This window comes from Mycolicibacterium baixiangningiae, assembly GCF_016313185.1.
In the GTDB taxonomy this organism is placed as follows: Bacteria; Actinomycetota; Actinomycetes; order Mycobacteriales; family Mycobacteriaceae; genus Mycobacterium; species Mycobacterium baixiangningiae.
Genome location: NZ_CP066218.1, coordinates 5919023 through 5944845, shown reverse-complemented (window position 1 = coordinate 5944845; position 25823 = coordinate 5919023). Strand labels below are relative to the sequence as shown.

Below are 25823 nucleotides of genomic sequence, written 5' to 3'. Positions count from 1 at the left end.
CGAAGCATGGCACTGAGGATCGTCGTCGGCGGCGACAACGCCGGATTCAATTACAAGGAGGCGCTGCGCAAGGACCTCGAGGCTGACGAACGGGTGGAGGTCGTGGCGGACGTCGGTGTGGAGGATCCCGAGGACGAAACGTCTTATCCGAACGTCGCCGTCGCGGCCGCCGAGAAGGTCGCTCGAGGCGAGGCGGACCGAGCGCTGCTGATTTGCGGTACCGGCCTGGGCGTTGCCATCGCCGCGAACAAGGTCAAGGGAATCCGCGCCGTCACCGCCCACGATCTCTACTCCGTGCAACGCTCCGTGTTGTCGAACAACGCGCAGGTGCTGTGCATGGGGGAGCGGGTCGTGGGGCTGGAGCTGGCGCGAGTCCTGGTCAAGGAGTGGCTTGAGGTGCAGTTCGACCCGCAGTCCTCCTCTGCGGCCAAGGTCGACGACATCTGCGCCTACGAGAGTGACTGACACGGCGGTGCTCGGCGTGCGCCGATTGTGGATCGGCACCAGCTGGAAGATGAACAAGGGTCTGGCTGAGGCCCGTTCCTACGTGAGTGCGCTGTCCGACTACGTCAGTCGGACCGGTCTGCCGGGGGTACAGCCCTTCGTCATCCCGTCGTTGACCGCGCTCGCCGCCACTCGCGACGAATTGGGAGCCGATTCGCCGGTGCTGCTCGGGGTGCAGAACGCCCATTGGGAGGACCAGGGAGCCTGGACCGGTGAGGTATCCGTCGCTCAGGCGAAGGACGCCGGTGCCCAACTCGTCGAGATCGGCCACTCCGAGCGGCGCGAGCACTTCGGCGAGACCGTGGCGACGACCCGTCTCAAAGTAGCCGCTGTCCTGGCCCACGGGCTCGTCCCACTGCTGTGCATCGGCGAGAGCGCCGAGGTCAAGACGGCCGGCGAATCCTCGCGGTTCATCCTGGAGCAGGCCGCCGGCGCGCTCGACGGTCTCACCGCCGAACAGGTGGGGCGCGTCCTCATCGCCTATGAGCCCATCTGGGCGATCGGCGAGAACGGTCGTCCCGCCACAGTCGCGGAACTGCGGGAGCCTTTCGCCGCCCTGGGGCGCGAGTACGGCGGCCGGACAAAAGGATTGCTCTACGGCGGCTCGGTGAATCTCGACAACGCCGAGGACCTGCTCGGCATCGACCACGTCACCGGGCTGTTCATCGGTCGAGCCGCGTGGCAGTTGCCGGGCTACCTTCGACTTCTCGAGATCGCCGCAGCTCACCCCAAGGCGGCCGGCTGACCATCGCAGGGTGACCACGATGAGACTCGGCGACTAGGTGCGAGCGACGTTGGGCCCAGGCCAGATCCAACTCGCCAACGCGTCGAACCGAGTCACGGACGGGTAAGCGCGACGCAGTATGAGGTCGAACCATCTGCACCGAAGCGCAGCAGCGATCGGGGATCAGAGCAGCGGTGTCGCGGACGCGAGCGGAGTGCCGTCCTCCAAATACCGGCGGATGTCGAGACCTACTCGCCACATCCCCTCCAGCGCAGGGCCGCGATGATCCTCGGTCTGGGGCCAGTTCGCCAGGACTGCGTAGCCCACCTTGCGACCGCTGGCGCTGCGTCGGACGCACCCGATGTCGATTCTGGCATCGGAAATGGTGCCGGTCTTGTTCCAGAGTTCGAAGCCGGCGTCGGGTTCGGTGTGCGCCAACGGGTCGAGGTGGAAGGCCTGGGCCACCATGGACAGGTCCGTGTTCACGCCCAGCCATCGCCGCACCTGCTCGGAGACAACGGGACTGTGAACGGTGCCGGCGTCGAGCCGAGCGACGAGGTCACAGAGTTCCGCGGCATTGCCCACCGAGAGGGTCAGCGGATCGTCGTGGTAACGGTTCAGCCGCACCATGTCCCGTAGACCGCTATGGGCGAACCCGAGGCTTCGGGTCGCGCCCTGCACCACGTCCAACCCGAGTCGGCGCAACAGGATGTTGGTGGCCATGTTGTCGCTGACCGCCCCGATCAACAGACACAGGTCGTCGATCCGGAGTTCTTGCTGGGCAAGCAGATAGAGGACGCCGGAGTCCGCGATGCAATCCTCCGGTGTGGCGGCGAGGACTTCACCCCGATCCAACGTTCCGTCTTCGAACCGCCGGGCCACCTCGGTCAGCAGGAAGATCTTGCCCACGCTCGCCGTCTTGAGCACGCGTCCCGCATCGTGCTCCCACAAGATTTCGCCGCTAGGTAGATCGACGACGCGCGCGGACCATGTCACCGCGTCGGGCAGCCCCCACACCGCCTTGCCTGACGAAGCACTCATGCCACTTCGTCGAGTTCCGCCTCAACCGGCACTTTCCCGAACCGCCTGCGCAGTGTGTACGAGACGAGGACGACGATCAGACTGACCACGCTGGCCGCGAGTTGTACGCGCTGATCGGCGTCAAACACCATGGCTACCAGGACAATTGCGTAAGCCACGATGACCGCGATGGTCAGGTAGGGGAAGAACCACATCCGCAACGTCAGCTGCGACGGGTCTTCGCGTTCCAGCGCACGGCGCACCCGCAACTCCGAGACGCCGATCATGACATACATGAAGATGGCGACGACGCCGCAGGAATTCACCAGGAACAGGAACAGCGAGTCAGGTGCGATGTAGGCGAGGCCCACGGAAATCCATCCGATCGCCGTGCTGGCGAGGACGGCACGCGCCGGAACACTTCGGGAATCTGTTTTCACGAGCCAGTCAGGCGCGTCACCGTGTGATGCCAGGACCCGCAGGATGCGCGACGACGTGTAGATGGACGAGTTCAGCACTGAGAGCACCGCGGTGAGGATGACGAAGTTCATGATCATGGCGGCCCCGGGAATCTCCAGCTTCTCCAGGGCGGCGACGTACGGACTCGACAGCACGGATCCGTCACCCCAGGGCAGGATGCACACGACCAGGAATATCGAGCCGACGTAGAAGATGATGATTCGCCAGATGACGCCGGTGGTGGCTTTGGCCACCGACTTCGCCGGCTCGACGCTCTCGGCGGCAGCGATTGTGACGATCTCGGCTCCACCGAATGCGAAGATCACCACCACGACGGCGCTCAACACCGAACCCAATCCGTTCGGGACGAACCCGCCGTGGTCAACGAGGTTACCCAGGCCGCCGGTGTCCCCGGGCCATACCCCGACCACCCACAGCAGGCCCAAGATGATGAAGGCCACGATGGCTGCCACCTTGATGCCGGCGAACCAGAACTCGAATTCGCCGAACCATTTCACCGAGATCAGGTTGACGACGGTCATCACGACCATCAACAGCATGGCCATCACCCAGAGCGGTAGCCCGACCCACACATGCAGGATCTGGGCGCCGGCCACCGCTTCCACCGCGATGATGATCACGTAGTAGTACCAGTACAGCCAGCCGATGGTGAACCCCGCCCACGGCCCAATCCCCATGCGGGCGTAGTCGGCGAACGATCCGGCCGTGGGCTTGGCTACCACCATCTCACCCAGCATGCGCAGCGAGCACAAGACTAGTGCCCCGGCAATGCAGTACGAGATGATCGCTGCGGGGCCGGCGGTCTGGATGACTGCGCCGCTGCCGACGAAGAGGCCGGCACCGATGGCGCCTCCGATGGCGATCATGGTCATGTGCCGGGTTTTCAACGACCTGGCTAAGTCAAACCGGGGCTCTGTGGATGAAGACATAGATCGGTTCTCGTTTCGGGATGGGTTGGTGTGGAAGGGATTCAGGCGGGCAATGGCACCAGGGACGGCTCGCCGGACTCGGCGAGGATTTGTTCGATGGATTGGGCGCGCCGGGCCAGAGACCAGCGCCGGCGGCCGTGAGGGTCGGATCCGATTGTGTAGATGGCAGGCCGCGGTAACGCGTTGTACGAGAAGTGGGTGGAAAAGTAGTAGCCACCGGTATCCGGAATCGCCACCAGATCACCCTGGCGGATCGGCGGCAGGTCCCGCCCGACCGCCAACATGTCTCCGGTGAAGCACGCCGGACCGGCCACGTCCTGAACTTGCGGCTCCTCTTCCCGGCGCCGCCCATGAGGGTCGTACACCTCGATGCGCAGTGGCCACGCATCGGGCGTGAAGACTGTCCGCGTGGCGATTTGGACCCCGGCATGGGTGATGGCGATCGGCCGGCCGCCGGTCTGCTTCGTGTATTCGACGCGGGCGACTATGGTGCCGGTCTTGGCCGTCAGCGCCCGGCCGAACTCGGTGACCAGGGTGTAGGTCCCGTCGAACAACGCCGGAACTGCAGCCTTCAGCACGGCCCGCTGATCCGCGAAGGTCGGTGTGATGTCGTCGGAGCTGAAGTTGACCGGTAGCCCCCCACCGATATCGATCCGCCGAATCTGCTGACGCCCAACACGAGTGGTGATCTCCTGCGCCAGATCGGCGATCAACCGCACCCCTTCGGCGGCGTGGCCGAGGCTGAGTCCTTGGGAACCGCTGTGCACGTGCAGTTGGGTTATCCACGGTCGGGACGCGACCGCCTCGAGGATGCGTTCCCGGTCATCGGACAGCCCGATGCCGAACTTGGACGTCGTGGTTGCCGTACTCATGGCGCCGATGGCACCCGTACCGGTTTGCGGGTTCAGTCGTATCCCGACGTTCGACCCGTGCTCGCCGAACTCTGCGATGGCTTCGTCGACTCGCGCGAGTTCCTCGAAGTTGTCGATGTTGAACGACATCCCCAGTTCGAGCGCTCGGGCGATCTCCGGCGTGGTCTTGGCCGGGGAGTCGAACACGATGCGTTCCGCAGGGAAGCCGGCCGCCAGGGCGAGCTCGAGTTCGCCGGGGCTGGCCACCTCGCACCCAAATCCGGCGTCCGCGAAACGCGCGAGGACCGGACGCAGAGTGATCGCTTTGGCCGCAATGGTGTGCAGCGCCGGCATGTCCGTCGGATACGCCTCGGTCAATGCAGCCATCAGTTCGTCGAGCGTGTCCAGGTCGATGACTCCACACAACGGGTGTGCGTCGTCGATGAATCCTCGGCCAGCCACATCCGCGACAACCTCAGCGCGGCGGCCCAGCAGCGTGTCCGGACTGGGCAGTGTCCGTCCGATGCACAGTGGTACGTCAATCACATTAGAAAATCTATGCAAGAGATCGGTGTCACCGAGAGTTGCATGGGCGGAGGAATTCTCCTCGGATCTTCGTCGGATTCGGAGATTTCTGCAGCGACGCTGCCGCCGGCCTCTCCGAAAGGCACTAACATCATTCTCGGTTTTTGTCTGTTCCGGCGGGGCGGGGATGTTGCTCCCGGCCCCGTTGCCACAGCAGAAGGCCGAGCGCCGTCCGGAGTCGAGCCGGCGCCGCCTGCAGGTTGATGCCGGAGACCACGTTGATGCGGTCCAAGCGGTAGCGCAACGAATTTGCGTGGATACCCAGCTCGCGCGCCGCTTCGGTCAGGTTGCCCGGACGCGTGAGAACCGCCGCGATGGTGTCGACGAACGAGGTTCCATGGTCGAGGTCGTGCCTGCGGAGGGCCTCCAAAGGCTCGGTGATGGTGGCCGCAATCGGAGCCAGGAGGTCGGTCACCTCGATCAGGGTCAACGCGTCCGGCACATCGGCAGCCGTGAGGACCGTGGGACCGTCGCGCCCCGGTTGCGAAAGTGCGGCACCGTCCATCGAAGCAGCATCCAGAACCTGGCGGGCGACGTGTGCGGAGTGCCGCAGATCCGATAGGTCATGGACGACAGGCCCGACCGACACCAGGCCCGCGCGGCCGCGAGACACTCGAGCCAGCTGCGCCATCAGCGAGTGGGCAACGTCCGTCTCCTCGACCTCGCCGTCCAGAAGGGGCAGGACAACAAGAAGGTCGGCTCCTACCTGTGCGGTTCTCGCTCCGGCGCGCAACGCCTGAACGTGGAACATCAGGGAGCGGGAAGACGGAGTATCGGTTCCCAAGGTGGCCACGGTATGTCGCGCATCGCGTTGCAGCCCGAGCAGGGACGCGGGAACTGCGGGATCCACTCCACGCGAGACCAGGTCGGCTAGCGCTGACTCTTGAAGCCGCCGTTCGTACTGGGCGCGGTGGACTTCGCGGAGCATCATGGCGGCGGCCGTCTGGCGCACCTCCAGGAGTATCTGTCGCAGCTCCTCACGGTTGGTGTCATCGTCCAACGCCGCCCAGATCGTGCCCAAGGTCTCGGTCCCGGACTTCAGCGCGATCACCATGCGCGCCGGGTCCTCATCCTCGGAATTGCGCACCACCACATCGTCGGACCGCCAGATCGCGGGCAGAAAGCCATTGGCCATCAGCCGCTCGACCCGCCACGCGGGCACCGCGCCCCCCAGGATCGTCTGGTTCCGGATGGGATCGACGTCATGGCCGACAACTGCGTACGCCAGGACCCGCGAATCCAGGTCCTCGATCGTCACCGCGGCCCCACTTCTGGTGCTGATCCAGCGGGCCAGTGTGTGCAGATTGTCCACCTGAGGGGCCGGGCTGACGATGCGACCAGCGCCGAGAAGCCCGATCAGGACCTTGAAGAGCTCAGTCCAATCCACCCACGGGGACCGGCTAAACAGGTGGGCCGGATTGCCTCCCAGCAGCGATACGTTTTTGGTCGCGTCCGGTGGGAGCACGACGGCGACGGCGGTTCCGATCTCGTCGAGCAGTGAGCCGAGGGCGAACCGATCCTCGATGCGGGCGCTGACCAGCACGATGTTGCCGCTGTAGTCAGTCCGCGCGCCTGGCTCGTGCAGCGCGACGTCCCGCACCACCGGATCACCTTCCGGTTGAGTACCCCCCACGAACGGCACCAGCATGCCGGCGGCACCGGAAATGAGCGCGGAGAGCGTCAGTGCTGAGTCAGAGTCGGTCACGGTCGTCCCCGATAGCCATGTGCCACAATCGATATCCTATAACTGCGCGCCGCTGATCCATGCGCGTCGGTAAGGCCCGGGCGCCCACCGGCTTCATGCGAGACGGTCTCATGTGAGCGAGAGCTTTAACGTCGCGTGCTACGAAATTGTTTGAGCGGTGACAGCTTTCGCGCTACGCCGCTACTGGTGACCGACAGACTCGCGCTCAGATCTCCTAGCGCTGATGAAGGCTTTGAGCATTCAGGTCGCGACCTTACGAAAGGGAGGCGTCGCGCGCGGTGGTACCCGGCGTCGCCTCCGCGGCGCGGCGGCTGACCATTCCGTTTGTCGCCGTTCCTCCATTGAGACCGCTCAGGCCCGACAGCGCAGGGAGAGGCGCCTGGACCACCCCGTCAGGCTAGGTGCCGGTGCGCACGCCGTTGATCAACAGCCGAGATCAGCGGGATAGAAGGACGCGAGCACACGCAGTCACGGTGCGTCGGCGACGCGGACATCTCGTTCTCCTGTGACCGCCATCACTGACAATGTATGTTGTCAGCGTTGATGTCGGTGCCTAAGGGGGAGTCATCGCGGTGATACAGGTCAAGCGGGCGAAAAGCCCGCGCAAGGACAGGTCGTTTCGGTACGGCGTCGCGGCGGTAGCGCTCTGCGCGGGGTTTGCGGCCGCGCCCGCGCCGGCCGTGGCGTGGGCCGACTCCACCGACTCCACCGTCTCCGACTCGACGCCGGGCGCGAGCTCGCATGCCGGTCCGGCCGGCAGCGGGTCGTCCCGTAGCGCCTACTCCGACAGGGCGATCACCACAGACAAACCCGCGAACGAAGACCCGGAGCCGACGGAACCCCCCGCCGTCGCGAAGGACGAGACGGGCGTCCCCGGGGCCGATCCGGATCCTGACGCCGACGTCACCGACACCGAAGCCGAAGCCGACGAGCCCTCGGACACCACGGAGCCGCCAGAGCAGGTACCAGGCTGGGGATCACCGGAGCCGGTGCAGCCGCCCGATACCACCTCCGGTGAACCTGTGATTACGGAACCTGTTGTTCCGGAGCTGTCTCCGCCCGCAGGGAAGGACGCGGCGCCGAAGGCGGAGCCCGTCGGGGACAGCGGGCCGGTGACGAAGTTCGGTCGCGCGGCGCGCGAAGAGGACAGCGTGGCGGTGGCGACGCCCACCCCGCCAGCCGAGCACATGATCGTAACGGTCGCACGCGCGCAACCAGATCCGACCGACGCCGCGTCAGCCGCGCAGAACGACGCCACCGCACCGGCGCTCGACGCCGTGATAGGCCCAGCCACTGTCGAGAAGACGGTGCCCCTCCCGCCGCAACCGTTGTCGCCGATCGCCGAGCTGCTCGAAGTGCCTGGCCGCTTGGTCAACGCATTGTTGCAGGCGTTCGGCTTCACCGCGTCGGCGAACAGCCCTGAAAGCCCGATCACCTTCGCGCCGATCAACGACGCGGTGTTCGCCACGTTCCGAGAAATCGAGCGACTGTTGGGGCTGCATCGAACGCCGGCGCCGCAACCAGCGGTTCCGACTTTGACCTACACCGGCCCTACGACTCGACCGACTCCGACTGTGGCCCAGTTCCTCAACGCCTCCGCGGCCGGATATGTCCTCGGATCAACGCCCGGCGGATTGATGCCCTTCACCGTCGACGGATTCCAGATGTCCTCCACCAACGTCTTCTCGGGCATGGTGGGAAGGGCATGGGTGACGCCGGAGGGCCAGGTCATCATCGCCTACCAGGGCACGACCGGCGGGACGAATCTGCTGTTCAACCCACTCATCACGGTTAGTCAGATCATCGCCGACCTACAGGTGGTGTTCACGGGCACCACGCCGTTGGCGTTCTACGATGCCCTCGATTTCGCCGAGCGGGTACAGGCCGAGGCGGCTGTACAGGGCTACGCCTCCGATGACATCTTCGTAACGGGTCACTCGCTCGGCGGCTGGGAGGCGCAGTTCGTCGCGCAGCAGACCGGTCTTGCCGGCATCGGCTTCGAGGCCCCCGGTATCAACACCGTCGTACCCGGCAACGGTGCCGACTCGATGTTCGTCAACATCGGCACCTACGGGAGTTCCGCGCCGTACATGTCCACCGATCTTCCTGGCCTGCAACCGTTCATGCCGCCGTACGTGCCTGGAGGTGGCAGCAAGCCGCATTACGGTCCGATCGTCATGATCGGAGATCCCGCTGCCATGACGCCGTTGTACAACGCCTCGACGTTATGGGGCGAAAGCCTGATCGGCAGCATGATCTTCCTGGTGGACTACCTCGGGAACTTCTTCCAGTACCACCTGCCCGGCGTGCAGGCCTACCACCTGGATGTCACCCCCGATCCCGGTGTGGTGCTCTGGTTGGGCACGGCACGGGGACCCGTCCACACCGGCTACGGGGTCTTGACGATTCCTGAGCTGATGAAGGCGGCGTCGGATGACGGGATTCTCTTCAAGCCATGACGGCTCGCTCCCGAATGGGCCACACTTACGAAGTCGGAACCGTTGTGCTCGTGCTCAATTCGGGGCCGCCGTGTGGAATTCGGTCGACGACCGCCCGTTACCGGTATCGCCGAGGTACGGTCCAATGCGCACCGAACTCGTCGTTGAAGTACTCGGGATCGAAGTGGCTGTCACCTCCAGCGGGGAAGCTGGTCAGCTCGCCGAAGACGATGCGTCCGTCGATGCTGTACAGGTCGACGCGAACGAAGTCGGTGCCGACGCCGAGCCGTTCGGCAACCTCGATCATCTCACTCAGTCGAGCGGGCTTCTCCGGTCTGGGGTCTGCCCAGGGGGGCCCGCCGCTGAGCGGGACGTGTTCCCAGTCGGGTCGGAAGAAGTCCTGCGTTCTCCGGTCGAACCGTCCGGCGTCGACCTGCACGTAGGCGCAGTTGCCATGGAAGACGAAGAACTTGTAGTCGTCGGGGATCGCCCCGTCTTCGCCGGCGAGCAGTTCCTCGACGATGACTTGCCGCGGCATCTGCCCGTACACCCATTCTCTGTTCGGTCCCTGGCCGTAGAGTTGGGCCACCCATCCCTGGGCGATTCGGACGACGTCCTCGCGAGAGGCGAATTCAGGCCGGACGTGTTGGTAACTCCAGTTGCCCGGCTCCTTCGGTAGGCGCGCCTCAGACGGTGCACGGCCGGAGACGACGATGGCCGCTCCACTTCCGTGGGTCGGCTTGACCACGTAGGCGTCCGGCAGGCTCACGTCGTACAGGGCTTGAGGGTCGCCGACCACTGCGTACTCGTACGGAAGGTATTGGCCGCCAACCACTGTCGCCACGTAGTCGCGCACCGCCGCCTTGTCGGCGAACGTCACGACCAGCGGGCGGTGGTCGTGCAGCATCTTGTAGCGCACCTTCTCGCGGAACGTGCGGGGATTGCGCGTTCGCCAGAGCCGCACCGCGCGCACGATGCTGCTGCGTTCGCGCCAGGGAACGTCGGTGGGTTGCACCGGCTCAGGCTACGGTCTGCCCACTTCGGCTTGATGGCTGGGCGGGCCGACGGCAACGTGTCGGATCGCGTTGATTCACGACGCGTTGCGGAAGCCCCGCAGAATCGTCTCCAGATGGCGCTGCCACAGGTCGCGGCCGTGTCGGCTCGGGTCAGTCCGCTCGGAATGAATGACCCCGCGCAGTGCCCAGACGGCAGCCGCGATGTCGTCGGGGGTGACATCCTCGCTCACCGAGCCTGCTCCTTGAGCGCGTATGAGCAGCTTGGCGCACAGCCCACGCAACCGTTCGACTAGCAGTCCAGGTGCGAGTTCTCCCCAGATCGGCGCAGAAAGGCCCCTCTTTTCGGCGAGTTCCACTCCGACTGTCCGCAGGAAAACCTCGACGCCAGCGTCAGGGGGCCCCGCCATGGCGGCCTCGGCGGCGTCGATCAATCGTTGAAAGAATCCGGTGAGGACTTCTTCGACCAGCGCGTCCTTGTTGGCGAAACGGCGGTACAGCGTCGCGGGTCCCACGCCGGCCGCGTTGGCGACATCTTCGAGCGTGCCGGCAGGCCCACGTTCGGCGAACACCTCTTCGGCTGCAGCGACGATCCGTTCGCGGTTGTTCGTAGCGTCACGACGCACCTAGCTCCTCACACTTTTCGATCACGTCACCGCGGGAATGAACTCCTGCACCGACGAGTTCACCATATCTGAGAGTGTATCTATCAGATAGGCGAGGGTCGCCATGCTCGAATCGGAGGAGAACATGAGCAAGGTTTGGTTTGTCACGGGCTCGGCACGCGGCTTCGGACGCGAACTGGTCGAGGCTGCGCTCGACGCCGGTGACGCGGTGGCCGCGACCGCGCGGCGTCCCGAACAACTGGCCGCGCTGGTCGACAGCTACGGGGATCGCATCCTGCCGCTGAACCTTGACGTGACCGACGCCGATGCGGCGATCGCGGCGATCGCGGCGGCGCGGAAGCGGTTCGGCCGGATAGACGTCGTGGTCAACAACGCCGGGTACGCCAACGTCGCGCCGATCGAGACCGTTGACGACGGGGACTTCCGCGCGCAGTTCGAGACGAACTTCTGGGGCGTCTACAACGTATCGAAGGCCGCCATCCCCGTGCTGCGAGAACAGGGCGGCGGCGTGATCATCCAGTTCTCGTCCATGGGCGGGCGGGTTGGTGGTTCGGCGGGCATCGCCTCCTATCAGGCCGCGAAGTTCGCCATCGACGGTTTCTCCCGCGTCCTACAGACCGAGACGGCACCGTTCGGCGTCAAAGTTCTCGTCGTCGAACCGAGCGGATTCGCCACCGACTGGGCCGGGTCGTCCATGGACGTCGCCGACATCCCCGACTGCTATGCGGACACCGTCGGTGCGATGCGAACCGTCCGCAGAAGCGATGCCATCACCGCTGGCGATCCGGCCCGCGCCGCGGACATTCTGGTCCGTTTGTCACGGCGCTCTGACCTGCCCTACCACCTGCCCCTTGGCGTGAACGCCGTCGAAGGCTCGATACGTCAGGACGAATTCCTCCTCGCCGAGGATCGCAAGTGGGCTGCCGTCGGCAGGTCCGCCGACTTCGCCGAAGACTATCCCGTCGACTTCCCCTCGGAGCTGCAACCCGCTGGCGACAGGTGAACCGGCGATCCGCTCGCGGTCTCAACTATGCGGCCGGGCGCACCTGATCGCCCACCTCGACATCCCCACAAGGCAAGCCACGCAGTCAGATCGGCCGCCCCATCGACTCAGGTGCTCAACTGCTTCCTGAGATCCTCGGCGTCGTGCACGTTCGACATCTGGAAAAACCGCCCGTCGCGTACCTCGTAAAGCGCGTATTCGACGATCTCGAACGACTTCCCGTTGGGCGCCACACCGAGCCACTCCTTGACGGACGTGCCCGTATTAGTGGCGCGCACAGCCAGGCGATCGCCATTGATCACCAATTCCAGTACTTCCCAGTGAAAATCGGGGACTGCATCGACGATGCCGTTGAGGTCGGCGATGACATCATCCCGGGTACCCGGATGGCCGTGGTGGATGGTCTGATCGTGGATGAACTCGTCCATCCGGTCGAACTCGTGGGCGTTGAGCGCCTCGATATAGCGGCGGTAGAACTCGCGTAGATCGATGTCAGACATGACTTACCTCTCTTGCTCCGAGCAGGGGTAATGGCCCCCGGACCACGTGTGTTGGGGCCGTCATGCGGTCGGGAACGTGGAAAGCGCTTGCTCCGCAACAGCTTCCAACTTAGCGCGGCAGAAACCGGCCTTGGCCTGGACCGCTATGCCGTGACCGACCGCCAGGATGAATGCCGCAAGCGCCTCGGGATCGGCCGTCGCTGGTAGATCGCCCTCGGTCTTGGCCCGTTCAAAGCGGTCACGGAGCTGCGCCTCACCGCCGGCGCGGGCATCGATCAACGCTTGTCGCACCGGTTCCGCGCCATCCGAGCCCGCAAGCACACCATTGATGCCCAGACATCCCATGTGATCTGGGTACCGCGTGTTGAGCGCGATTGCGCTGAACAGGAAGTGGGCGGCCACCTCTCGCGCTGTCGGCATTGCCAGAGCTTCCGGGATGTAGTCCATGTACTTCTCGTAGTAGCGTTCCAGGGCCCGGCGGAACAACGCTTCCTTGTTGCCGAAAGCAGAGTAGAGGGCGGGCCTTTCGACGCCGGCGGCCTTGGTCAGGTCAGTGTAGGAGGCACCCTCGTAGCCCTTTTGCCAGAAGACGCGCAGCGCCGCGTCGAGCGCTTCGTCCACGTCGAATTCGCGATGGCGCCCCATCAGAGCCTCTGACCTGTTTCCATAATGGCCATTACCGAATGCTACCAGCTCCTGCGTCCGCGACCAGGTCCGCGCCGAGGTCTTCACGGCACTGTGGTGATCAGTTTCTCGCTCTTCTCCCACAGCTGTTTGGCGCGCTCGGCGTCGAGCGCATAGGAGCGCACACCGTCGGCAAACGGATTGGGGATGTCATCGGCCGGTGCGACGGCGCAGTCTTCGAGGTAGTGTCCGCCGATCTCGTCTTTGTCAGCGACGACTGCGGCCCAGACCGATGTGGCCGCCGCCTGCGAGATCTCCTTCAGTTCCCCCGGTGGGAGGCCGGCGTCGGCTCGGGCCTTACCGGCGGTGCTGAAGAGGTTCTGTAGATCCTCCGGGGGGAAGTGCCGGGGGAGGTCGGTGAGGCTGTTGCCGGGCATCACGGCGGCGGCTCGGATGCCACGTTCACGGTGGCGCCGATCGAATTCGACGGCGAAGAGAGTGTTGGCGGTCTTGGATCGGCCGTAGGCGACCATGGGGTCGTATTCCTGGTTCTCGAAGTTCAGGTCTTCCAGGTCGATGTCGGAGACGCGGTGAGCCTGCGAGGACAGCACCACCAGGCGCCCGTTGTCGACCAGCAGGGGCTCGAGTCGGGTCACGAGCGCGAAGTGCCCGAGATGGTTGGTGCCGAACTGGGTTTCGAAGCCATCGGCGGTCCGCCCGAACGGAGTGGCCATGACACCGGCGTTGGCGATGATGGCATCAAACGGTCTGCCGTCGGCCAACAATGTGTCGGCGGCGGCGCGGACGCTGTGCAGTGATGCCAGATCCAGCTCGATCCAGTCCAGCCCTCCGCTGCCGCTAGGTGCGATGTCGAGAACCGATGCGGTGGCCGTCTTCGCCTTCGCGATATTCCTGGCTGTGCCGACGACGTGAGCACCTCGGGCGACCAGCGCGCCTGCCGTCTCGAGTCCAATACCGGACGATGCGCCGGTGACGAGAAAGCGTTTGCCTTTGAGGTCGACGTTGGAAAGCACGTCGTCGGCAGTCGACTTCGAACCAAACTTCGTGATCATCGCTTGTCTTTCATTTCGCTTGCGGGGGGTGTCATTTCGATCCATCCGATGTCTCAGATGTGGAAGCCACCGGCTATGTCCAGAACGCTGCCGCTGATGTAATCAGCGTGCGGTCCTGCGAGGAAGGCGACCGTCGCCGCGACCTCTTCGAGCGTGGCGATCCGCCGGATCGCGTGAAAGTCCATCATCGATTCCGGAACGTTGTGGGCTGCTGCGGCTGCCATGTCCGTCGGCATGACACCTGGCTGCACGACGTTCACCGTGATGTTGCGCGGGCCGAGATCACGCGCAACGCCTTTGGCATATCCCGCGATGGCCGCTTTGGTACCCGCGTAATCGGCCACCCCGGAGAAGGCCACTCGACTGGCGATGGCCGAGCCGATGAAGACGATGCGGCCGTTGTCGGAGAGTTTGCGCGCCGCGGCTCGTGTGGTGGCCACCACGCCCAGCACGTTGGTCGCCCATTGATGGTCCAAGTCCGTGGTGTTGAGTTCCGGATCATCGACCAGTTGGCCCTGAACGGTGATAGCCGCATTGTTGACGAGGATGTCGAGCCTGCCGAAGTGGGCGATGACCGCGTCGATCAGGGATTCGGCCGACGACGGGTCGGCCTGGTCACTTCTGATGGCAAGGCCGCCCACGCCGGCCGCCTCGACTTCACCAACCACTGCTTCCGCCTTGTCTGCCGACGAGACGTAGCTGATCGCAATGTCGGCGCCCAGTTCGGCCAGTGCCACCGCGATCGTGGCGCCGAGGCCACGAGAACCTCCCGTGATCAGCGCTACCTTGCCCTTCAATGCGTCCGACATCTGGAACCCTTTCACGGCGGATCGAATTCGTACCGAGCGTTATCGTAACGCACGGTAGTGAAAGTAGCAGAGTCTGTGCGCCCCGGCTACTTCTCGGGTTGCCGCCACCAGAGGGCATGCGGGTTCATCGGTCCGCCGAAGCGACCGATCGAGGCGTTCTCGGCCCACCGTCGGCCCAACCCGGGGGTCAGCGCATGGTGGTCATGTCGAGGCTGAACCGGAATCGCACGTCGTTGCGTTCCAGCCGGGCCAGGGCGTCGTTGACCGCGTTCGCCGGGAGCACCTCCACATCCGCGGTGATGCCGTGTGCTGCGCAGAATTCCAGCATCTGACGGGTGCCGGGCCGGCCGCCGCTGCCGGACATCGCCACACTGCGTCCCAGCAGCGCCATCGGTTCGAAGGTGACGGCATCGAGAGCCCCCACTTGGCACAGCGTGCCGCCCGGCCGCACGGTGGCGAGGTGACTCGAGATGTCGTGGGCCACAGGGACCGTGTCGAGGATGAAGTCATACCGGCCGCGCGCGTCGGCCATCTGGGCGGCGTCGGTGGACACCACGACGTTCGTCGCGCCCAGGGCCTGTGCCACCTCGGACTTGGCCGGCGACGTGGTGAAGAGGTGGACGTCGGCCCCCAGGGCGTGGGCGAGCTTGACGGCGAGGTGGCCCAACCCGCCCAGGCCGACGACACCGACCGTCATGCCAGGGCCGATCTTCCACTGCGCCAGCGGTTCCCACACAGTGACGCCTGCACACATCAGCGGCGCAGCGCCGGCCGGATCCAGCCCGTCGGGCAGGTGGTACACGAACGCCTCGGTCACCACATATTCGGTGGAGTAGCCGCCATAGGTGGGCAAGCCGTCACGACGGTCGGCCCCTCCGTAGGTCAGAGTGGCGACCTCGACGCAGAGCTGCTCGTGCCCGGCGGTGCACATCTGGCACACCCGGCAGGAGTCGACGATGTTGCCCACCGCGACCTTGTCGCCCACCGCGAAGTCCGTCACCGCACTACCCACCTCCGCGACGGTGCCGACGAATTCGTGGCCGGGCACCAGCGGGAAAGTGGCGCCGCCGTAGCTGGGCTCGCCGTGCCAGGCGTGCAGATCGCTGTGGCACACGCCGCAGAAGTCGATGCTGACCGCCACATCGTCGGGGCGCAGGTCCCGGCGGTCGAACTCCCACTCGTGGAGCGGTTGAGCCTGGCCGCTGGCGGCCATCCCTCGTACTCGTCGCGGCATGACTACTCCTTGTAAGTAAACCAACTAGTCTGTTTAGCGTAGCGCGTCCTGATCGACTAGACCAACCAGTCTGTTTAGAATCTCGGGTATGCCTGCTGCGCCCACCCGCCGCGGTGAGGTCACCCGCCAACGTCTACTGGAGGCCGCCGCGGCCGAGTTCGCCGAACGCGGTATCGCCGGTGCCCGGGTGGACCGCATCGTTGCGACGGCGCGGTCCAACAAGGCGCAGCTCTACCAGTACTTCGGCAGCAAAGAGCGCCTCTTCGACGAGGTGTTCTCCGTCCACATCGAGTGGCTGATCGCCGAAGTGCACCTCGACGAGCGCGATCTACCGGGTTACGCGGTCGCGCTCTACGACGTGTCCTTGCGACGGCCGGAGTTGGTCCGGCTGGCCGCATGGATGCGCCTGGAGCGCAACCCATCTGGTGACCTGCGGCCTGGCAACCCGGATGCCGGCAGAATCTCCGCGATCGCCGCGGCACAAACCGCAGGCCGCGTCGACCCCGCGATCGATCCGGCCGACATCCTGTCGATGATCACCGCCATGGCGCTGAGCTGGTCTCCGGCGTCCCTTCAGATCGCCGCGTCGGCGGACGAGGCTGATGCCATCCACGATCGGCGCCGCGCCGCACTGGCCACCGCCGTGCGCCAGGCGTTCGTCCGGCCGGCGTAGGGGAATGACTCCTGAGGTGCTAACGCCGCACTCGCGGCCGTCGATAACAAGGGCATGACCCCGTTGCGTGCTGCCGGAGCGCTCGCCGTCGCGCTGGCTGCGCCGTGGGTGTGGGCGGCAGCGGCCCACGCGGAGGGCTTCGCGCAACTGGGTCGAGTTCCGGTGGTGGCGTCCTCGACGTGTGCCGGCAGCGTCAGCGCCGAGGCCCAGGTGACGCCGGTACAGGTCGATGACCGCGTCGACAATGGTGTCCGCGTGGCGATCCACTACGACGCCGGCATCTACGACGGTTCCTGCGTGCTCACCGTGACCGCGGCGTGGGCGAATCTCGACACCGGCGGCTCAGGGAGCAGTGACATCACCGCGGTGTCGACGATTGACGGGCACTACGGTTTCATCGGCTATGCCAACACCACGTTCGAGACCGGAAGCGGCACGGTGGTCGTCGCGCTCAGCTCGCACCCGGGTGCCGAAATGCGGATAACGGCGTGAGCTTTTGCTGCCGCGGGTCACGACCGGCACGGGCCTCGGCGAGCGCGTTGCAAGGGCGGGCTTGCGGGATACGAATCTGACCCCTGCGGCGCATCGGCGCTGGACGAATCTGCGGGACAACATCATAGGAGCGAGTCCCGGTGCGGATCTCCTACTGCCTCCTACTGTCTCCTACTGTCTCCTGGTACTCCCGGAGACCGCTCATCGTTGGGAATCAATCAGCGGTAACGCCTGTTTGAAAGGGAGTTGCGGGAGTTCTGCCCGTCGACGGAGTCGTAGAGAGACAGAAGAGGCGAGATCGATGAAGAAGATCGGATTGGTAGGCATTGTCGCCGGCGCGTTATCTGCAGCCGTGATTGGCTTTGCCGGTCCGGCGCAGGCCGACGGGAATGGGTTCGGAGTCGGTGGGCATGACCATGACTACGGCTATCACCACGGGTACGGGCGCGACCACCGTAATTACCCCTGGATCGACCAGCTTTTCCCGCACGTGAAGGTGCCGCACGTCGACACGACCGTGCGCAACTGATCGGCAGGCATGACAGAGGGGCGCCCGCGCTGCGGGCCCTTCATGCTTTCAGCGGCACGTTCCGTCCAAGGCCGCGGAGGTGGCGAGTCGAAAGGCTTGAGGACCATTCCCCTCTGAGCTGGACGATGAGACATGCAATTCGGCCATTCACCCATGGAGGTGTCCAATGCAGCCGCGTTCAATCGATGTCATGAGCAACGACATCACGCTCGTCCTCGGGGCCACCGGCAAGACTGGCCGGCGGGTCGCTGCCCGCTTGCGACTGCGTGGCACACCCGTGCGTGCGGCGTCCCGGTCCAGCCAGACCCTGTTCGACTGGTCGGCCCCCGATACCTGGAATGAAGCCCTGCGCGGAGTCACGGCCGCCTACGTCGTACCCCCGCCAGTGCCGGGGCCGGTGCACGACTTCGTGGCCCGCGCCCAAGCGGCGGGAGTGACTCGCCTGGCCTTGCTGTCCGGACGCGGCGCCGACACCTACGGCGACTCCACCTTCGGCCTCGACATGCGCGACGCCGAGGACGCCGTGCGCGCCTCGACGTTGGAGTGGACCATCTTGCGGTCCAACAACTTCGACCAGAACTTTGACGAAGAACGGTTCCACGCCCCGGTCGTCGCGGGCGAATTGGCGCTTCCCGCCGGCGACGTCCCCGAGCCGTTCATCGACATCGAGGACGTCGCCGACGTGGCAGCCAAGGTGCTGACCGAGCCCGGACAGCATGCGGGCCAGACCTACGAGCTGACCGGGCCGCGCGCGATCACCTTCGCCGAGGCCGTCGACCTGATCGCCCGGGCAACCGGCCGGCCCATCACCTACAAGCGAGTCTCGCCCGCTGAGTACACCGCTGCGCTGGTCGAAGACGGCATGAGCCAGCAGGACGCACATCACCTCACGGACATGTACGTGCTGATGGAACGCGGGCTGATCGCCACGACGACCGACGGCGTCGCGACGGTGCTGGGACGGCCACCCCGGACCTTCGAGGACTACGTCGTGCGGACTGCGGCGACCGGAGCGTGGGGGTGATGCCCGACCGGCAACAGTCGCGCTACGACCAGGATTCGTCCAGATCGCCCAGTGAGGCGATCAGGGCACTGTTCGCGCTGTAGTCGACGGGGCAGGCGATGACGCTCACCGTGTCGGCGGCCAGTGCCTCCCTCAGGGTGGGCAGCAGCTCGTCGGCCGATGAGATGCGATATCCCCTTGCGCCGAAACTCTCTGCGTAAGAGACGAAATCGGGGTTGCCGAAGCGGGTGTCGACGTTGTGGCCGATCTCCAGATCCATCTTCCAGCTGATCAGTCCGTACGCGTCGTCCACCCAGATGAGGATGACGATAGGCGTGCCGACGCGCAGTGCGGTCTCGATCTCTTGCGAGTTCATCAGGAACGACCCGTCGCCGGTGGCGACGAGGATCTTGGCCGACGGTCTGGCGATCTTCGCGGCGATCGCGCCTGGGAGCGTCCACGCCATCGTCGAGAGCCCGTTGGAGATGAGGCAGGTGTTCGGTTCGAACGTCGGATAGAGCCTGGCCATCCACATCTTCAACGCGCCGGTGTCGACCAGCACGATGTCGTCGCGGGCCAGGGCCGCGCGGGTGTCCGCGACGATGCGCGCGGGCGCCAAGGGGAAGCTGTCGTCGGTACGGCCGGTGTCGAGTTCGTCGGCGAGTAGCCCTCGAATCCGTTCCTGGCCAACCGAATACGGCTCGTCGCGACCCACCGCGGCGGCCAGGGCGTCGAGGCACCGCCCGATGTCGGCGTGCAACCCCACGGCGACGTCGTAGTGGACGTCGACCTCGGCCGGGAACCGGTGCACGTGGATGATCTTGGTGTCACCCCGCGGGTTGATGCGGACGGGATCGAACTCCTGCAGTTCGTAGCCGGCGGCGACGATGACGTCGGCCTGATCGAAGCCGAAGTTGACGTAGTCGTGGCGCATGAAGCCGACGGCCCCGAGGGCCAGGGGATGGTCGTCGGGCATGACGCCCTTGCCGTGGAACGTCGTGGCGACCGGCATGCCGAGGGACTCGGCGAACCGCCGAACCGCCGCCGAGGCGTCGCTGCGCGCCGCGCCGTGGCCGGCGAGCAGGACGGGATTGCGTGCCGACTGCAGAATGTCGGCGGCCCGCGCGATTTGCGCCGCCGACGGGTCGTCCGGTCGCGGCACGTTGATGCGCAGCGGGGTGGCGTCCTCGGGAGCGTCGGCGGCCTCGACGTCCTCGGGCACCGCGAGGTAGACCGCTCCGGGCCGTTCGGTCTGTGCGAGCTTGAACGCCTTGCGGACCATCTCCGGTACCGACCCCGGGGTGGCGACCAGAGCCGACCACTTGGTGACGGGTGCGAACATCGACACCAGGTCAACACTCTGATGTGATTCCTTGTAGTTGCGCCGCATCCCCACCTGCGCCGAAAGCGCCAGCAGCGGAGTCGAATTGGTGGTGGCATCGGCGACGCCGAGTAGCAGATTGATCGCGCCGGGACCCAGGGTTGCCGAGCACACGCCGGCCTTCCCGGTCAACCGGCCGTAGACCTCGGCCATGAACGACGCGCCCTGCTCATGGCGGGTGAGGACATAGTTGATCGAGGATCTCGACAGGGCGTCGACCAACCGGATGTTCTCCTCTCCGGGGATGCCGAACACGTGCGTGACGCCCTCGTTCTCAAGACATTCGACGATCAACTCGGCGGTGGTGCGACTGACCTCGGACACCACCCGAGCTAACCACAGCACCAGATGTCACGAACTGGCAGATTGAGGGAAACCCACGCGGGTAATGACTCGACGGAGAGCATGCCGGCCGGCGTGGTCGAGTACACCGCGCGGGCAGGAGCGTCTGGGACAGGTGGTGGTTCCGGTATGGCGGTGACCGTGGCGGAGGTCGCTGCGTTCCTCCATGCGCCGGTGATCGGATCGGCCGACGTCGGCGGGGCGTTACTGCGTGATCTGGTGGATGATTCGCGGACGCTCTGTCCGGGAGATGCGTACGTCGCCCTGCCGGGACGGCGCTGGCACGGGCTTGATTTTCAAGATCAGGCGGCTGCGGCCGGGGCGGTCGTGGCCGTGAGCGATCGGCCGTCCGCGGTGCTACCGACCGTGGTGGTCGCCGACCCCCGGGCGGTGGTCGGGCCCTTGGCCGCCTGGTTTCATCGCGTCCCATCGAAGGAGGTCCGGGTCTTCGGGGTGACCGGCACCAACGGGAAGACCAGCACCGCCCACTTCATCGACGCCGGCCTGGCCGCTGCAGGCGAAGCCACCGGGTTGATTTCCGGCGTCCGCATCCGAGGACCGAACTGGGATGTGGTTCCGGTCCGCACGACACCGGAAGCTGCCACGTTGCAGCGCACCCTGGCTCACTTCCATCGACAAGGTGTCACCGCCTGCGCCATGGAAGTCTCGTCACACGCGGTGCACCAGCATCGAGTGGACGGCACCGGCTTCAGAGCGATGGCCTTCACCAATCTCAGCCACGACCACCTCGATTACCACGGGACCATGGAGTCCTACTACGCGACCAAGGCGACCATGTTCGGCGCCGACCGCACACAGCTTGCGGTGATCAACATCGACGACGCCCACGGAGCACGCCTGGCCGCCAACACCACACCCACCACCTGGACGTGCTCGACCATGAGCCCGGGGGCCGATGTGTACGCCGACAGCATCACGTGCAGCGAAGCGGGGAGTACCTTCACCGCACACACTCCCCACGGCACCGCGCGCGTGCGTTTACAGACACTGGGTCCCCACCAGATAGCCAACGCGATACTGGCTTTGACGAGCGTGATCGCAGACGGCGTCGACCTCGCCGCCGCCGCCGACGGGATCTCGACGCTGACGGGCGTCCCGGGCCGGTGCGAACCCGTGCACGCCGGGCAACCCTTCACCGCGATCGTCGACTACATGCACAACACCGCAGGCCAACACGCGCTGTTGCCGTACCTGAGGTCCATGGCCACAGGCCGACTGATTCTGGTCATCGGCGCCACCGGTGGCCGCGATCGAAGTAAACACAGGCCGCTGGGCCAGGTCGCCGCCACCTACGCGGACGTCGTCATCGTCACCGATGAAAGCCCAGGAGACGAGGACCCGGCGGCTCTGCGCGCCGACGTCCTGGACGGCGCCCGCCACGCCAATCACGCCCGCGTACTCGAAGAGCCCGATCGCCACCGCGCCCTGGAATTGGCGGTGTCCACTGCCCGCGCGGGGGATGTCGTGGTGGTGGCGGGCAGGGGTAGTGACCGCGTTCAACGCTATGGCCGCCACGAGTCGCACTTCAGCGACCACGCCCATCTCCACCACGTCATCGCGGCCGCGAACGGGTGCTGACCACCGTGGGAGCCGCTGGGGGCACCAGCTTGGCGACGCTTCGGTCTGCCGGCCAACTATCGTTCGCATATGACCGCCGGAAGCGTCGAGCACCAGATGCACGTGGGAAGCCTGCGCCGTTATCCCGTCAAGTCGATGCTCGGGGAAACCGTCACCGCGCTTCCGGTCGGCTTCGGGGGTGCCGAAGGTGATCGCCGAGTGGCGTTGATCGACCAGGAGACCGGCAGGGTGGCAAGCGCCAAACAAGCGCGCCTGTGGCGCCAACTGCTGCAGTGCAGCGCCAGGATCGACGGCGGCCGTGTGTGGATCCGCATGCCCGACGGCACCGACGTGGCGGCCGACGAGGACGGCGTCGAGGATCTGCTCTCGAATCTGCTGTCGCGACCCGTTCGCGTGGCCGACCACCGGCCACAGGGCGCGAGCGTGGAGCGCGCCGATCCCGAGCAGGTTCTCGAGCAGGGCCTGGACGCCGACGTCGATGCTCCACTGCTGGAGTTGGCCGAGGGGACGCCGGGCGACTCCTTCGTCGATCTGGCCCCGCTGCACGTGATCACCACCGCGACGCTCGAACGTATCGGCACCGAGGCAGAGCGTTACCGACCCAACATCGTGATCTCGACGCCCCCGGGTTATCCCGCGTACGCCGAGAACGAGTGGACTGACCGCATCCTCACCGTCGGGAGCGTGCAGCTCAAGGGTATGGGCCCCACGCCACGGTGCGTGATACCCACCCTCGAGCAGGGCGACCTCGGCCGCGCACCGCATGCCCTTCGCACTCCGACAGCTGAGAACCGCGTCGAATCCTTCGGCCTGGGACGGCTGCCGTGCGCCGGGGCGTACGTCGAGGTGGTCACTGAGGGCACCATCAGCGTCGGAGCGGCGGTGGAACTCCATCCGGAATGAGTCCTGCGGCGACGGAGCTCAGCACCGCCGTGAGTGTCCTGATAGGTGCCGCTGCGGCCGATGAAGTTCTTCGCCCACGCGCGAGCTGCATCCATGTCAATGGAATCGCGCAGCTCGGCGAACCGGTCCTCGGCGGCCGTTGCGGACTCGCCGACCACGACGGCGACAGTCCCGATCAGGTTGACCTCGTTGGGGTCTCGCCCCGCATCCGAGGCCAGGCGCGGAATGTTCTCGACAGGACCGCGAACCTTCTCGAGATCGTCGACCAGGGTGAAGAATCCGTAGTCGCACTCGCCGGCGGGGGTTCTTTCACCTCGGTCGTTTCGCCAACCAGTACCGCGACCGGTACGGCGAATCCCCGTCGGACACGCTGCGCGGGGTGAGTCGCAACGATGTGCCGCTCGGTCGTGTCTCTCGGTAGCGCATCCGCAGCTCGCCTGGCTGCATACGTCTGATCAGTCGCGTTTCGCCTCGTAGCGCAGCAGGACCGTGCCGCACGGGAAGGTGCGGTTCTCCGACAGCCGCAGCGGGATCCATGACGGCAGGGTCGGGAAGAACGGGGTGCCGCCGCCCACGGCAGTGGGCGCGACCACGATCCGGTATTCGTCCACCAGTCCGGCCTGCACGATCGGCGCGGCCAGCGTCGCGCCGGCCACCTCCAGCCTGCCGTCGGTTTCGGCTTTCAGCTTCGTCACCACCTCGACCGGGTCGCCGCGTTCCAGGCGGGAGTTCCAGTCGACGGACTCCAGGGTGCGCGAGAACACGACCTTGGGCATGTCGCGCCAGATGTGGGCGAAGTCGATGATCAGAGGGGTGGCGTCCGGGGCCTTGTCGGCGGTCGGCCAGTACGCGGACATCAGTTCGTAGAGCCGCCGCCCGTAGATCGACAGGGCGGTCTCCCGCTCGAAGTCGTTCCAGTACTGGTGCAGTTCTTCGCTCGGATCGGACCAGTCGATGTTGCCTTGTGCGTCGGCGATGTATCCGTCCACCGACACGTTGAAGCCATAGATGAGTTTGCCCATGCAGATCAGACTGCACCAGCGGGCAGAACTCATCGCGACGCCACACGAGATACCGTCAAATCTCCCTTCATCGCCGCCAGCGCGCCCGGATGTGTCGACTTCGGGAGCGCAGCCGGGGCAGTCGCCTGCTTGTGGAACCAACAACGGCTGCTCCTCCGTGTTGCGGGAGGACGTCGCGTAGGCGCAACGTCCCACCGGGAGTCTGGGGCTGCGCCGAGCCCAGCTCGGGCCGCGAACTCGACGGCCGCACACGTGGGGTGATCTGTGAAAACACTTGAGGCAGACGTGAACACGCAGGCAACGAAGGTTTGACGTCCAATGGATGATGTATCGGACAAGACAGTAGTGATCACCGGCGCAGCGACGGGTATCGGTTACGCGCTGGCCAAGCAGTTCGCTGCGCAGGGCGCACGGGTACTTCTGGCCGGCCGGCGACGAGACCGGCTGGACACAGGCCGCCACCACTCTGGGGGCCAACGGGGCCGAGGTGGCGGTGTACGACTGCGACATCAGCGACAGCAGCCAAGTTGTGTGTGCGAATAACCGATCGGTAGACCGATGATGGCTGTACAGACTCTGCATTGTGATGTGGGTGCGAGAACCGGATCGCTTGTGCGACACGGCATTATCGTAGTAGCGATCTCCATCGCGCGGCGGCGCTCCGCCATAACTAGGACCGACAGACCCTCCCACTGTGGCCAACATGTCGGTTCACTCGTCGGTAAGCCGTCAAGAAGGGAAAACAGTGAAACATGCCAGACTAGGTGCCCTCGACGTATCCCGCATCGGCCTGGGAGCTATGACCATGGCCGGGGGATACACCACCGGCGGCGGCGTCGACGACAATGAATCGATTCGCACCATCCACCGTGCGCTCGACCTGGGCGTGACCCACATCGACACCGCGGAGATATACCTCCACAATGAGGAACTGGTAGGACGGGCCGTCAAAGGCCGTCGCGACCAGGTGGTCATCGCCACGAAGTTCGGGGTGATCTCCCACTCCGGTGGCGGACCCGGCGTGCTCGACAGCACACCGGCCAACATCATTGCCGCAGTGGAGGGTTCGCTGCGACGCCTGGGCACCGATCACATCGATCTCTACTATCAGCACCGAGTCGACCCCAACACCCCCATCGAGGACACCGTCGGAGCGCTGGCCCAACTCGTCACCCAGGGCAAGGTCTTACATATCGGGCTGTCGGAGGCCGGCACCGACACCATCCGCCGTGCCCACGCGGTGCACCCAGTGGCGGCGTTGCAAACCGAGTACTCGTTGTGGACCCGCGATCCCGAGGCGCAGATCCTCCCGTTGCTGCGTGAACTGGGGATCGGTTTCGTTCCCTACTCACCCCTGGGGCACGGCTTCCTCACCGGCGCTATTCGCACCGTCGCCGACCTCGCCGACGACGACTGGCGTAAGAACAACCCCCGGTTCCTGGACGCGAACTTCCAGGCAAACCTACGTATCGTTGATGAGGTCGAGTCCATCGCCGCAGGGGTGGGCGCCACACCGGCACAGATCGCCCTGGCCTGGCTGCTGGCTCAAGGCGACGACATCGCACCCATTCCAGGCACCAAACGCACCTCGCGGGTCGAGGAGAACGCCGGCGCCGACACCGTCGAACTCACCGCAGACCACATCAACCGACTCAACAACCTCACCCCAGCAGCCGGGGCACGCCACAGCGAGGGGGACATGGCAATCATCGAGCACTGAATGAGCGAAAGGCGGCAACGCTGTGCTCAACCGACTCATTG

General features: G+C 65.6%; 25 protein-coding genes. 12 read left to right on the top strand and 13 right to left on the bottom strand.

Annotated elements, in window-relative coordinates; all coding sequences use genetic code 11:
• Positions 1-6: 6 nt before the first annotated feature.
• Positions 7-465: a ribose-5-phosphate isomerase gene (locus I7X18_RS28285; RefSeq protein ID WP_193045483.1), complete on the top strand. Its 459-nt coding sequence runs from the start codon at positions 7-9 to the stop codon at positions 463-465.
• Positions 458-1249 carry an L-erythrulose 1-phosphate isomerase gene (lerI, locus tag I7X18_RS28280; RefSeq protein WP_269751285.1) on the top strand — a complete coding sequence of 264 codons (792 nt, stop codon included), beginning with the start codon at positions 458-460 and terminating at the stop codon, positions 1247-1249. Before I7X18_RS28285 ends, lerI begins: the two co-directional genes overlap by 8 nt.
• A gap of 162 nt (positions 1250-1411) precedes the next feature.
• Here the strand turns inward: lerI and I7X18_RS28275 are convergent, their stop codons facing one another.
• The 4 genes from I7X18_RS28275 to I7X18_RS28260 all read right to left on the bottom strand — a co-directional run bounded on the left by I7X18_RS28275 (position 1412) and on the right by I7X18_RS28260 (position 6741).
• On the bottom strand, positions 1412-2269 hold the full coding sequence (locus tag I7X18_RS28275; RefSeq protein ID WP_193045484.1) for a serine hydrolase: 858 nt from the start codon (positions 2267-2269) through the stop codon (positions 1412-1414).
• Complete coding sequence (locus tag I7X18_RS28270; RefSeq protein WP_193045485.1) at positions 2266-3657, bottom strand: amino acid permease; 1392 nt, start codon at positions 3655-3657, stop codon at positions 2266-2268. Before I7X18_RS28270 ends, I7X18_RS28275 begins: the two co-directional genes overlap by 4 nt.
• A gap of 41 nt (positions 3658-3698) precedes the next feature.
• Positions 3699-5054, bottom strand: a complete 1356-nt coding sequence (locus I7X18_RS28265) for a type III PLP-dependent enzyme domain-containing protein (protein ID WP_193045486.1) — start codon at positions 5052-5054, stop codon at positions 3699-3701.
• A gap of 130 nt (positions 5055-5184) precedes the next feature.
• Entirely contained in the window at positions 5185-6741 is a 1557-nt protein-coding gene (locus I7X18_RS28260) for a PucR family transcriptional regulator (RefSeq protein WP_193045893.1), read from the bottom strand.
• A 629-nt stretch (positions 6742-7370) separates the two neighbouring features.
• Between I7X18_RS28260 and I7X18_RS28255 the strand changes: the two genes are divergently transcribed.
• Complete coding sequence (locus tag I7X18_RS28255) at positions 7371-9257, top strand: hypothetical protein (RefSeq protein ID WP_193045487.1); 1887 nt, start codon at positions 7371-7373, stop codon at positions 9255-9257.
• 97 nt (positions 9258-9354) lie between these two features.
• Here the strand turns inward: I7X18_RS28255 and I7X18_RS28250 are convergent, their stop codons facing one another.
• Together I7X18_RS28250 and I7X18_RS28245 are read right to left on the bottom strand one after the other, a co-directional pair.
• Positions 9355-10251 (bottom strand): ATP-grasp fold amidoligase family protein, encoded by an 897-nt coding sequence (locus I7X18_RS28250; RefSeq protein ID WP_193045488.1) that lies wholly within the window; start codon positions 10249-10251, stop codon positions 9355-9357.
• A 75-nt stretch (positions 10252-10326) separates the two neighbouring features.
• The gene (locus tag I7X18_RS28245) at positions 10327-10875 is read right to left on the bottom strand and encodes a TetR/AcrR family transcriptional regulator (RefSeq protein ID WP_193045489.1); all 549 of its coding nucleotides are present in this window, start codon (positions 10873-10875) and stop codon (positions 10327-10329) included.
• 124 nt (positions 10876-10999) lie between these two features.
• Between I7X18_RS28245 and I7X18_RS28240 the strand changes: the two genes are divergently transcribed.
• A complete protein-coding gene (locus I7X18_RS28240) occupies positions 11000-11878 on the top strand; it encodes an SDR family NAD(P)-dependent oxidoreductase (protein ID WP_193045490.1) in 879 nt (292 codons plus the stop codon).
• Between the two features lie 107 nt (positions 11879-11985).
• On the opposite strand, the gene I7X18_RS28235 is transcribed toward I7X18_RS28240, so the two are convergent.
• The 5 genes from I7X18_RS28235 to I7X18_RS28215 all read right to left on the bottom strand — a co-directional run bounded on the left by I7X18_RS28235 (position 11986) and on the right by I7X18_RS28215 (position 16118).
• Positions 11986-12378 carry an ester cyclase gene (locus I7X18_RS28235; RefSeq protein WP_193045491.1) on the bottom strand — a complete coding sequence of 131 codons (393 nt, stop codon included), beginning with the start codon at positions 12376-12378 and terminating at the stop codon, positions 11986-11988.
• 60 nt (positions 12379-12438) lie between these two features.
• Complete coding sequence (locus tag I7X18_RS28230) at positions 12439-13110, bottom strand: TetR/AcrR family transcriptional regulator (RefSeq protein WP_232375355.1); 672 nt, start codon at positions 13108-13110, stop codon at positions 12439-12441.
• Positions 13107-14075, bottom strand: coding sequence for an SDR family NAD(P)-dependent oxidoreductase (locus I7X18_RS28225; protein WP_193045492.1), 969 nt, complete (start codon positions 14073-14075; stop codon positions 13107-13109). Before I7X18_RS28225 ends, I7X18_RS28230 begins: the two co-directional genes overlap by 4 nt.
• Positions 14076-14128: 53 nt before the next feature.
• On the bottom strand, positions 14129-14884 hold the full coding sequence (locus I7X18_RS28220; protein WP_193045493.1) for an SDR family NAD(P)-dependent oxidoreductase: 756 nt from the start codon (positions 14882-14884) through the stop codon (positions 14129-14131).
• A gap of 187 nt (positions 14885-15071) precedes the next feature.
• Entirely contained in the window at positions 15072-16118 is a 1047-nt protein-coding gene (locus I7X18_RS28215) for an NAD(P)-dependent alcohol dehydrogenase (protein WP_198730497.1), read from the bottom strand.
• An 88-nt stretch (positions 16119-16206) separates the two neighbouring features.
• Here I7X18_RS28215 and I7X18_RS28210 point away from each other — a divergent pair, with 88 nt between their 5' ends.
• From I7X18_RS28210 to I7X18_RS28195, 4 genes are all read left to right on the top strand, one after another.
• Complete coding sequence (locus I7X18_RS28210) at positions 16207-16791, top strand: TetR/AcrR family transcriptional regulator (protein WP_193045494.1); 585 nt, start codon at positions 16207-16209, stop codon at positions 16789-16791.
• 54 nt (positions 16792-16845) lie between these two features.
• Positions 16846-17283 carry a hypothetical protein gene (locus I7X18_RS28205; RefSeq protein WP_193045495.1) on the top strand — a complete coding sequence of 146 codons (438 nt, stop codon included), beginning with the start codon at positions 16846-16848 and terminating at the stop codon, positions 17281-17283.
• Between the two features lie 301 nt (positions 17284-17584).
• Positions 17585-17812 (top strand): hypothetical protein, encoded by a 228-nt coding sequence (locus I7X18_RS28200; protein ID WP_193045496.1) that lies wholly within the window; start codon positions 17585-17587, stop codon positions 17810-17812.
• Positions 17813-18002: 190 nt separating this feature from the next.
• The gene (locus tag I7X18_RS28195) at positions 18003-18836 is read left to right on the top strand and encodes an NAD(P)H-binding protein (RefSeq protein WP_193045497.1); all 834 of its coding nucleotides are present in this window, start codon (positions 18003-18005) and stop codon (positions 18834-18836) included.
• 22 nt (positions 18837-18858) lie between these two features.
• Here I7X18_RS28195 and I7X18_RS28190 read toward each other — a convergent pair whose 3' ends face one another.
• Positions 18859-20490, bottom strand: a complete 1632-nt coding sequence (locus I7X18_RS28190; RefSeq protein WP_226863418.1) for an acetolactate synthase large subunit — start codon at positions 20488-20490, stop codon at positions 18859-18861.
• 177 nt (positions 20491-20667) lie between these two features.
• Here I7X18_RS28190 and I7X18_RS28185 point away from each other — a divergent pair, with 177 nt between their 5' ends.
• Together I7X18_RS28185 and I7X18_RS28180 are read left to right on the top strand one after the other, a co-directional pair.
• Positions 20668-22137, top strand: a complete 1470-nt coding sequence (locus I7X18_RS28185; protein ID WP_193045499.1) for a UDP-N-acetylmuramoyl-L-alanyl-D-glutamate--2,6-diaminopimelate ligase — start codon at positions 20668-20670, stop codon at positions 22135-22137.
• Positions 22138-22206: 69 nt separating this feature from the next.
• Positions 22207-23040, top strand: coding sequence for an MOSC domain-containing protein (locus tag I7X18_RS28180; protein WP_193045500.1), 834 nt, complete (start codon positions 22207-22209; stop codon positions 23038-23040).
• Positions 23041-23495: 455 nt separating this feature from the next.
• On the opposite strand, the gene I7X18_RS28170 is transcribed toward I7X18_RS28180, so the two are convergent.
• Positions 23496-24062 carry a dihydrofolate reductase family protein gene (locus I7X18_RS28170; protein ID WP_193045501.1) on the bottom strand — a complete coding sequence of 189 codons (567 nt, stop codon included), beginning with the start codon at positions 24060-24062 and terminating at the stop codon, positions 23496-23498.
• A gap of 318 nt (positions 24063-24380) precedes the next feature.
• Between I7X18_RS28170 and I7X18_RS30195 the strand changes: the two genes are divergently transcribed.
• Both I7X18_RS30195 and I7X18_RS28160 read left to right on the top strand, forming a co-directional pair.
• Positions 24381-24605, top strand: coding sequence for an SDR family NAD(P)-dependent oxidoreductase (locus I7X18_RS30195; protein WP_193045502.1), 225 nt, complete (start codon positions 24381-24383; stop codon positions 24603-24605).
• A 202-nt stretch (positions 24606-24807) separates the two neighbouring features.
• Positions 24808-25782 carry an aldo/keto reductase gene (locus I7X18_RS28160; RefSeq protein WP_193045503.1) on the top strand — a complete coding sequence of 325 codons (975 nt, stop codon included), beginning with the start codon at positions 24808-24810 and terminating at the stop codon, positions 25780-25782.
• The last annotated feature ends 41 nt before the right edge of the window (positions 25783-25823 follow it).